General features: G+C 37.4%; 6 protein-coding genes and 3 tRNA genes. 3 read left to right on the top strand and 6 right to left on the bottom strand.

Translation table 11 applies throughout. The annotated features are described in order from the left end of the window. Positions 1–343: 343 nt before the first annotated feature. The 6 genes from MUW74_RS01035 to MUW74_RS01010 all read right to left on the bottom strand — a co-directional run bounded on the left by MUW74_RS01035 (position 344) and on the right by MUW74_RS01010 (position 5,027). A tRNA-Arg gene (locus MUW74_RS01035) sits at positions 344–416 on the bottom strand. A 17-nt stretch (positions 417–433) separates the two neighbouring features. After that, positions 434–508 (bottom strand) — tRNA-Pro (locus MUW74_RS01030). Positions 509–530: 22 nt separating this feature from the next. After that, positions 531–622, bottom strand: a tRNA-Ser gene (locus tag MUW74_RS01025). A gap of 187 nt (positions 623–809) precedes the next feature. Further along, on the bottom strand, positions 810–2,489 hold the full coding sequence (gene metG / locus MUW74_RS01020; protein WP_243517140.1) for a methionine--tRNA ligase: 1,680 nt from the start codon (positions 2,487–2,489) through the stop codon (positions 810–812). A gap of 295 nt (positions 2,490–2,784) precedes the next feature. Then, positions 2,785–3,774, bottom strand: coding sequence for a hypothetical protein (locus MUW74_RS01015; protein ID WP_243517143.1), 990 nt, complete (start codon positions 3,772–3,774; stop codon positions 2,785–2,787). A 32-nt stretch (positions 3,775–3,806) separates the two neighbouring features. Beyond that, a complete protein-coding gene (locus tag MUW74_RS01010; protein ID WP_243517146.1) occupies positions 3,807–5,027 on the bottom strand; it encodes an FtsX-like permease family protein in 1,221 nt (406 codons plus the stop codon). Positions 5,028–5,209: 182 nt separating this feature from the next. Here MUW74_RS01010 and MUW74_RS01005 point away from each other — a divergent pair, with 182 nt between their 5' ends. The 3 genes from MUW74_RS01005 (at position 5,210) to murF (ending at position 8,598) form a co-directional block, all read left to right on the top strand. Continuing rightward, positions 5,210–5,431, top strand: coding sequence for a DUF2795 domain-containing protein (locus tag MUW74_RS01005; RefSeq protein WP_243017951.1), 222 nt, complete (start codon positions 5,210–5,212; stop codon positions 5,429–5,431). Positions 5,432–5,734: 303 nt separating this feature from the next. Next, complete coding sequence (locus MUW74_RS01000) at positions 5,735–7,264, top strand: hypothetical protein (RefSeq protein ID WP_243517149.1); 1,530 nt, start codon at positions 5,735–5,737, stop codon at positions 7,262–7,264. A 29-nt stretch (positions 7,265–7,293) separates the two neighbouring features. Further along, positions 7,294–8,598, top strand: coding sequence for a UDP-N-acetylmuramoyl-tripeptide--D-alanyl-D-alanine ligase (murF, locus tag MUW74_RS00995; RefSeq protein WP_243517151.1), 1,305 nt, complete (start codon positions 7,294–7,296; stop codon positions 8,596–8,598). The last annotated feature ends 310 nt before the right edge of the window (positions 8,599–8,908 follow it).

The following is an 8,908-nucleotide window of genomic DNA, read 5'->3' as shown; positions in this document are numbered from 1 at the left end:
AAAAAGTAAGATAAAAAAACTTATAATGAAATAAAAATAATTAAAAATTCCTTAAGTTGACGCCATTGGGTGAACGGCAACAAAATTTTATGTTAGCTTACCGGTCTTATCACAACCATATAATCTAACGGGTATAGATTGTAACGCTAGTGGATATAAAGGTTTTACCAAAGTGTGCCTAAAAATTTTTAGCTAAAAAATGGCAAATAACAAATAAAAAAGCAAACCTAAAAATTATTAGAACGCTTGTAAGGCCTATTTTACAAGTCGTGTTTTTATTTGTTATTGATTGTGCCTGGCCTTACCATAGTGCTTAATGGATACGGAATAGGTAGAGCAGAAGTGGTCCCGGAAGGACTCGAACCTTCAACCTACTGCTTAGAAGGCAGTTGCTCTATCCATTGAGCTACGGAACCTAAAAAGAAGGTATCGGTCGGGGCGGCAGGATTCGAACCTGCGACCTTCTGCTCCCAAAGCAGACGCGATAACCGAGCTACGCTACGCCCCGAATATAATTAAGATTAAGAAAATGGCGGATAGGGGGGGATTCGAACCCCCGGTACAGAATCATCCATACCGCAGTTTAGCAAACTGCTGGTTTAAGCCACTCACCCACCTATCCATATAACCTTAGCAATGCAAGGTAAGTAAATTTACTGAATTTATAATAAAAAAATGTATATAATTCCCCTAAAAACAGATGTACTGATTCAGTATTACAGCTATAGTATGCAAGAGTAGCCCCTCTGCCAAATGCTAGCAATTAGTTGCATGCTTCATAGCTGTCGTCTGCTAAAAAACATGGAACCTTATTGACCATATGCTAATTTTTTTCTTTGTGCATCAATGACATCATCTTCAATTTTTTCAAATAAAAGTTTAGGAGCAGCTAATCGATCACCTGTTTTTACCAAATTGGTCACATCGCACTGGCCCCAGCCTATTTCCTTTAACCCTAACATATCGGCCATCTTGTTACTTGTGGTAGGTAAAAAAGGTTTGATCAACTGTGTTAAGGTAGCTATGAGTTGGAGTGTTACATGCAATATCGTACCAGCTGCCTGTGGATTGCTCTTTACCAGATGCCATGGTGCACTATCTGTTAGGTATTTATTACCCAATGTAGCATATCCCATGCATAATTGGAGTGCTTCTTTAAACCTAAACTGTTCTATGGCATGGCCTACTGCTGTAAAAGAAGCTTTGAGGGTAGTAAATAAAACTTGACCTCCTTCATTAGGCTCGACATAAGGTGGCACTAATCCGCCAAAATACTGATGTACTAAACTGAAGGTTCTATGTACCAAATTGCCCAGGTTAGCGACCAACTCACGATTATTTTTATCTTGAAAATCTTGCCAAGTAAAGTCGCTGTCTTTGTTTTCTGGTGCAATGGTACAGAGTACGTAACGTAATACATCTGCTTTACCTGGAAAATCTTTTAAATAATCATCTACCCAAACAGCATGGTTGCGAGATGTAGAAATTTTTTTGCCTTCTAGATTGAGAAATTCATTAGCTGGGACCTGATCAGGCAAAATAAACTCGCCATGTGCTTTGAGCATAACGGGGAAGATAAGACAATGGAATACAATATTATCCTTTCCGAGAAAATGAACCAACTTAGTATCAGGGGCTTGCCAAAAAGGTTTCCAATCTATCTGTTGGGCTTCTGCCCATTCTTTAGTAGCGCTAATATACCCAATCGGCGCATCGAACCAAACGTAGAGCACTTTGCCACTGCCTTGAGCAAGTGGGACAGGAATACCCCAAGGTAAGTCACGGGTTACAGCACGTGGTTGTAAGCCTTGGTCTAGCCAACCTTTACATTGACCATATACATGGGTTTTAAAGTCTTTATGTTCCTCTAAAATCCACTTTTTAAGCCAATTTTCATATTTATCTAGTAGTAAGTACCAGTGTTTGGTTAATTTTAAAATAGGTTTTGCACCGCTAATGGCAGAAATGGGATCTATCAATTCTTCTGGACTCAAGGTGCTGCCACATGCTTCACATTGATCGCCATAGGCATCAGGATTCATGCACTTAGGACAGTTTCCTTTGATATAGCGATCAGATAGAAATTGTTTATGAACAGGATCATAGTATTGTTCTGTTTCATATACTTCAAATACCTCTTTTTTGTGCAGTTCCTTAAAAAAATCAGTGGCTGTCTCATAATGGGTAGGTGAAGAAGTTCTTGCAAAGATATCAAAACTAATACCTAAGCCCTGTAAAGCGTCTTTGATTAGGGTATGGTATTTGTCGACCACTGCTTGGGGGGTAGATCCCTCTTGTTGGGCACGAATAACCACGGGAACTCCATGTTCATCAGAACCACTGACAAAAACCACATTCGCTTTTTTTTGTCTTAAGTAGCGAACATAAATATCAGCAGGCAGGTAAGCACCCGCCACATGACCTAAGTGAATAGGTCCATTGGCATAGGGCAATGCAGCGGTAACGGTATATCTTTTGGGGTCAGTCATTTATTTAATAGTAAGGATGAGCTATTGTACTGTTTTGCTTGGTTAAAGAATTAATTAAGTAAGCAAGAAGCTTTTTACAAAAATTTGCTGAAAAGCCAGTTATAAAACTAGAAAATCAGCAACCAACTTGCAAATGTAACTAAACTAATCTTCCCCTGATCTTTAAAACCAGATCTTACTAGTCCTGAATTCTTAAAAAGGGTGTGTATGGCGTAATGTCAAAAGCTGGTTGATCATTTAGCTACCTAAAACAATGTTCCATATTTATTGCAACCGTCGCATTATGCTTGATCAGCTAATTTATAATATATTTTAGTAATCTTGCACAGATACCAAGCTTCTTGGTAGGTTTGGGATGGATGCCCAGGTTTTTCAAGTTTTCCCGAATACTTGCTCTAATTTGGACCATTTTGGGATCTTGATAAAAGAGTAGCATTTTATCTTTTGCTCCGTTAAGACCTGGCTTAGGACGCTCATCAGTGAGTACAAAATGAGCAAAAGTTTCAGCAGCGTCTTCTGCAAAAGACTCTGTTGCATAGTCCGTGACGAACTCTCCTTTTTTGAAAAATATTTCTTTATAATATTCAGCTAATTGTTTCTTACTACAGTTGTTGATTTGTTTATAAAAAGGTCTAAGTTGCATTTGCGCACAAATTGAGTTTTTATGTGGAATAAAGTAACCGTTTACTAAGTCGTGTTGTTCGTTATTCATTGTTACATAATGACCCAATTCATGGATCATTGTATAAATAAGAAAATCGTAGCCCAGTGTATTATAACTTGCGTTTGGTAAGTAAGTACCACCGATATAATCTTCTAGGTCAAAAGCCATGTAAAGGCGAAAGTATTCCAGAGATTCTTGACTTTGAGGCCCTATAGCGCAGTATAGACACATATCATCTACATTATTTATCTTTGAATCAATTATGGAAAAATATTTGATCCCTTTCCTGTATTGCTGGGGGATGATACGGGCAAACAAGTCGAAAAGTCGCTGGTGTTTATCATGATTAGTTGTTTCCTTTGCCCATAGCACAGGTTGAAGGGTAGATGTGGATGTAGGTTGAAAGACGCGGTCAAGGTAAATTTGGTCCTTTTCAATAGTGTAGGCTACAATTGGATTGGGTGTAATGTCATCTTCTTGAATGTTATATTTAGGCGTTTTTTTTTCTACACTAAATTCTGGGTCATTAGATCCCATAGTAACGCTAGCTCGAGTGCATTGAAATCCTGTTAGATTATATGCACTTAATAAGAATAAAGCAATAATAATTATATTATTCATGTGACCTTATATTTTTAGGCTATACTAATCATTTAGTTACTTAGTGACTTCCTGGCTAATTGCATAGCCCGTTTTACCGGCCAAAGAGTGGCCAACAGACTGAATAAAACAGTTACAATAACTGTATATAAAACATCTAATCCATGCATTTCTATAGGGTATGAAACCTTAGCATGCCCTATAGTAAAGGTAACAATGCCAAATTTTTGCTGCAAAAAGGCTATAGTAGACCCAATAACAAGACCGTACAAAATACCTTTTAAAGCTACTAATAGCCCATTATAGAAAAAAACCCTACCGATTTGATCAGGTGTAGCCCCAAGGGCAACAAGTATATGGATATCTTTTTGCTTGTGTAGTATCAACATGCATAGCATAAAGAAAATATGCAACGATGCTAAAAGCAATACCAAAGCAAAAATAAAACAAACAGCAAGCCTTTCAATGAAAATAGCTCTACGACGTGTTTCATTTTGTTCCTCTCGATTGATTACCTTATAGCCATTTGGTAGTAGCTTTTGTATGTTTGTTTGCGTACTTTCTAGATCGGCCATATCTGGGATTACCACTTCCCAATAAGTACGTTTATGTAAACCATCTGTCAAATCTTCCACAAAATGAAGAGGCATAATCATATATCTGCTATCTATCTTCTTGGCTATAGAGAAAAAACCACCCAACTCTAAGGTAAAACGCTTGTATGGATTATGAAGATGGTAAATACCTGACTTTGGGTAAAAAACGGTTACCTTATTTTTAGCAGTTTTTTTAGAAGTTGACCATTGTAAAAATTGGCTAAGTCCTATACCCGCAATAGCTTGAGGTTGACCCTCGGCTAAAAAATTAACGCCATCCATACGGGTACAATTTTTATAAAAGTCACTTGCTATGAAATTAGGAGAGACGCCTTTAATGGTCACAAGGGCTTGTTGGTGTTGTAACCGTATAAGCGCAGTCGCTTCTAATACTTCGACAATAGCTGTTACACCAGAAAGATCGATGATTTTTTCTTTTAATTGTTTATCAGCAACGAATGTTTTACCTATTTTAGATTCTATTTTTAATGTTGGCATATACGTATAAAATAAAGTAGCCAATAGTTTTTCCATGCCATTCATAGTAGCTAATACAACTATTAAAATAGCTGTACCAAGCCCCATGCTGTAGCAAGAAAGTTTAGATAACCTATATATTAGTGTTGTTTTGCCCTGTTTTTTAAGATAACGTTGGGCAATAAAAAAAGATATTTGCATATAAGTTATGATATGTGTACAATGTATGAACTAGTTATTTTAGAACTAAGGCTATGGTAGCAAGTATAAAAGAAATTTTTTGTATTAATTTAAAAATTACTCTATTTTAGCCTGTTAATAAGCTTGGTATAAAAGATACCACGAGCACGGTTTAAATTTAATTTATTTTTCACTTTTGCATTATGTATTGGACACTTGAATTAGTATCACATTTGGAAGATGCTCCTTGGCCAGCTACTAAGGATGAGTTAATAGACTATGCCAAACGGTCAGGAGCTCCTTTTGAGGTTATTAGAAATCTAGAAGAATTAGATGATGATGATTATCCATACACATGTATTGAAGAAATATGGCCTGACTACCCAACGGGTGATGATTTTATCTTTAATGAAGATGAGTATTAAGCAGTGAAAATAAATATTAAAGATTGAATATCAAAAACAATGAGGTAAATAAATAACAATATGTAATTTAATCTGAATCGTTTAGTAGCTACTATCCATTCAGCACTAACTTCCCTATCAGGTAAACACATCTTGCATGGTTTATATGATTTTGGCAATCATTTCTAGGTAATAAGGCGTTATACGTTTAGCATAGCCCTTATCCTAGATTTCAGCCAGAACGCTACTGGCTATATAGCGTTAGGGCGCTTTCAGTGATTTAGATCCATATGCTCTATCTAGTCAATTTCTAAGCCTCCATCTATGCATAAAATAAACAAAAAGATAGCGCAATTTGAAGGTTTAATAGCTATGCTAATACTGGCTTTTGGTATACCATTTGGCCTAAAAGCAGATCAAGCTAAAGTTCCCTCCTATAAACTTAATACCATTACTATAACATCTACAGGTGCTATGGAGCCAATGGTTGCTAAACCCTATCCTTACTTACGTTTGGCCAAATGGCTGACCCCTACCACACATATCTCATTGATTGATAAAGCAATAAACTTACCGCCTGGAACAATTTTTGATGCCAAAGCACTCTTGTCTATCAAACAAAGATTAATGGCTCTGCCCTACTTTGCAACTGTCTCCGTTATGCGTAAGATAGTTGATCCAACTACCGACCCCATCATATCTGATCTAATCATAAAAACCAAAGACCGCTTTCCGATCTCCTTGGGGGTAAGCCTAGATGAAGGACCCTTACTTACCATCATGCATGCTAATGCATGGGGATATGGACATAGCTTCAGTCAACAGTTTTTTCTAAAAAAAAGATGGGGATATGGATGCACCTATGAATTGCCTAAGTTACATGGACATTATCTTTTTGGCGGAGACTATTATAAACAGATAGGGAGTAACTATAGATTTGATCACCAGAATGTATGGGCGGCTAAATTATTCGCTAGCACGACCGAGGAATCCTACGCGCCTTATTACTGGATTACTGGACTAAGCGGTTATAAGAAAGTTTTTGTTACCGCTTTACCTGTTTCGGCTATCAAAAATACATCGTATCACGATTATACGCTTGTTTTAGGTAAAATAGGTTGGGTAGCGGATGTTTATCAAAAATTAAGTGGTCTATATGCACTGCATGATTTGGAAAAATTACCTAAAGGAGGATCTGCAGCCATGTTATATGGTTATCAAAAAGGTCAATTTAACAATAGGCATTATATTGGCGTGCATTGTATTAAAAATATAGTAAAACCTAGGTTTAGATATATGCATATAAATTGTGAATCAGGTTCTTTTTTACATAAAAATAGATGGGAAGAAGCTATACTTAAACTAGGCTTGGCCTATGTTGGTCCATCTATACAAAGATGTAACGGTGCACATCAATCTGTGGCCATAGATTATATAATAGGGTGCCGTATGCCCAAGGAGCGCATGTTGGGTATCATGCACCGTGACCCTGAAGTCCTAGAGGCCCCTGAGGTGGACAACAGCCTGCAAGCGCCTATCTATGCAAGGCTCAATCTGCATCTAGACAGCACCTTGCATATGCCCATTGTATTATCTTCTATCCGATTTGTTGTACTTGCATTTACTAATTTTATAGCCCTTTACAATCGGGATAATCAGCTATTGAATCAAACGTTTGTAGATACTTATGGGATGGGTTTACACCTAGAACATGCTACCAAGTCATGGCCTGGTGTAGCACTGAAAGTGGGGTATAGTCCATTATTAGGAAAAGTAGTGCCATCGGTTAAACTGGCTATTCATACCTTTAAGAATAAAACAGAGGCTAAACCTACACTCGTCTCCTACAGCTAATCACTTGAAAACCGTTCTATGGATTACCTATGATTGCTATAGAAACGCTTTATCAGAAATATTTAATCACGCGTCTTGTAACCACAGATACACGTGACTGTGCTCCAGGTGCACTTTTCTTTGCTATTCGGGGGGCTAACTTTAATGGCAATGCCTTTGCTCAAGAAGCCCTAGCAAAGGGGGCCAGTTATGTGATTATAGATGATCCTGCTTATGCTAGGCCATCCGCTTCCTATATTTTAGTCAAAAACAGCCTTGATACCTTAACAAGATTAGCATCTCACCATCGGTCACAATATGGCGACCACTTTCCAGTTATAGCTATAACGGGTTCCTATGGTAAAACCACTACCAAGGAGCTTATCTACGCTGCCTTACGCACCACTTATAACACAATAGCAACCAAGGGTAATTTAAATACACCTATTGGCGTTTCTTTAACCCTTTTGGCTATGAGGCAGGATACGGAAATAGCGGTTATAGAAATGGGTGCTACTCAATTAGGCGACATTACATTATGTTGTAAAATAGCGCGCCCTACCCATGGTTTGATCACCGCTATTGGAGAGGTACATCTTACGGGATTTGGCAATATAAGAGGTGTAATCCGTGGTAAAAGTGAGCTATATGATTACCTTTACACTACTGGTGGCACCATTTTTTTAAACACCTTAGTACCCTGGTTGTCTACTATAAGTAGACGCTTTAGAAAACCCATTACCTATCCTCAGCCTAACGACTTTGCGCCTCTTGAGTGGGTGAGTCAGGACCCTTATATCCGTTATAAATCCTTAGAAGGGGTAGTCGTTACGACCCATTTATTAGGCAAACCCCATATATACAATATCGCAGCAGCGCTTTGCGTAGCCAAATATTTTCATGTGGATAGTGCAGCAGCCCATCAAGCTATTCAAGCCTATGTTCCTACCAATCAACGCATGCAATTAGTCAAGAAAGGCAGCAATCAATTGATTATAGATAGCTATAATGCTAGTCCGGCTTCCGTTCAGGCAGCACTGGATACGCTTTTACAATTAAAGGTGGGCTACCGTATCGTTATTTTAGGTGATATGGCTGATTTAGGTAACCAGACTACTGCTTGGCATAAAAAAATTGTGCAAGAGCTTTTTCAACCTGATTATGATCGCGTACTGTTATGTGGTCCTTGTTTTACCTTTGCTGCTGGCCAACAACCTCATGAGAAAATAGCTTGTTTCCCAGATAAAGCGTGTTTAGCGAATTATCTAAATAGCCATACTTTTCAAGATAGTGGTATTTTATTAAAAGCTGCACACCATTTAGCTATAGATACATTAGTAGAGGTTTTAAGGTAGCTTGAACGTGACTCCAAACTTTTGTCTGTTGAATTCAGTGCTAAGTAAGCCATTTTTAAATAAACTTTTTGCTAGGGCAAATAATAATAAGTAAACAATCAAGACTTGGGTAAAAATGTTCATAAAGTGCTCATTACAAATCAACAAACAGTATTGTTTCCGTTCACGTAATGGAGTCAACTTAAGGAATTTTTAATTATTTTTATTTGATTATAATTTTTTTTTATCTTGATTTTTTATCAAGAAAAAATGTATCTGTTTATGTCACTGGTAAAAAATAAATCTTTATTGTTACTTTTTTCTTGATAAA

The organism is Candidatus Cardinium sp. cBcalN2, from assembly GCF_022810445.1.
GTDB lineage: Bacteria > Bacteroidota > Bacteroidia > Cytophagales > Amoebophilaceae > Cardinium.
Note: the sequence above shows the minus strand (reverse complement) of the source record. Positions and strands in the feature narration are given on the sequence as shown.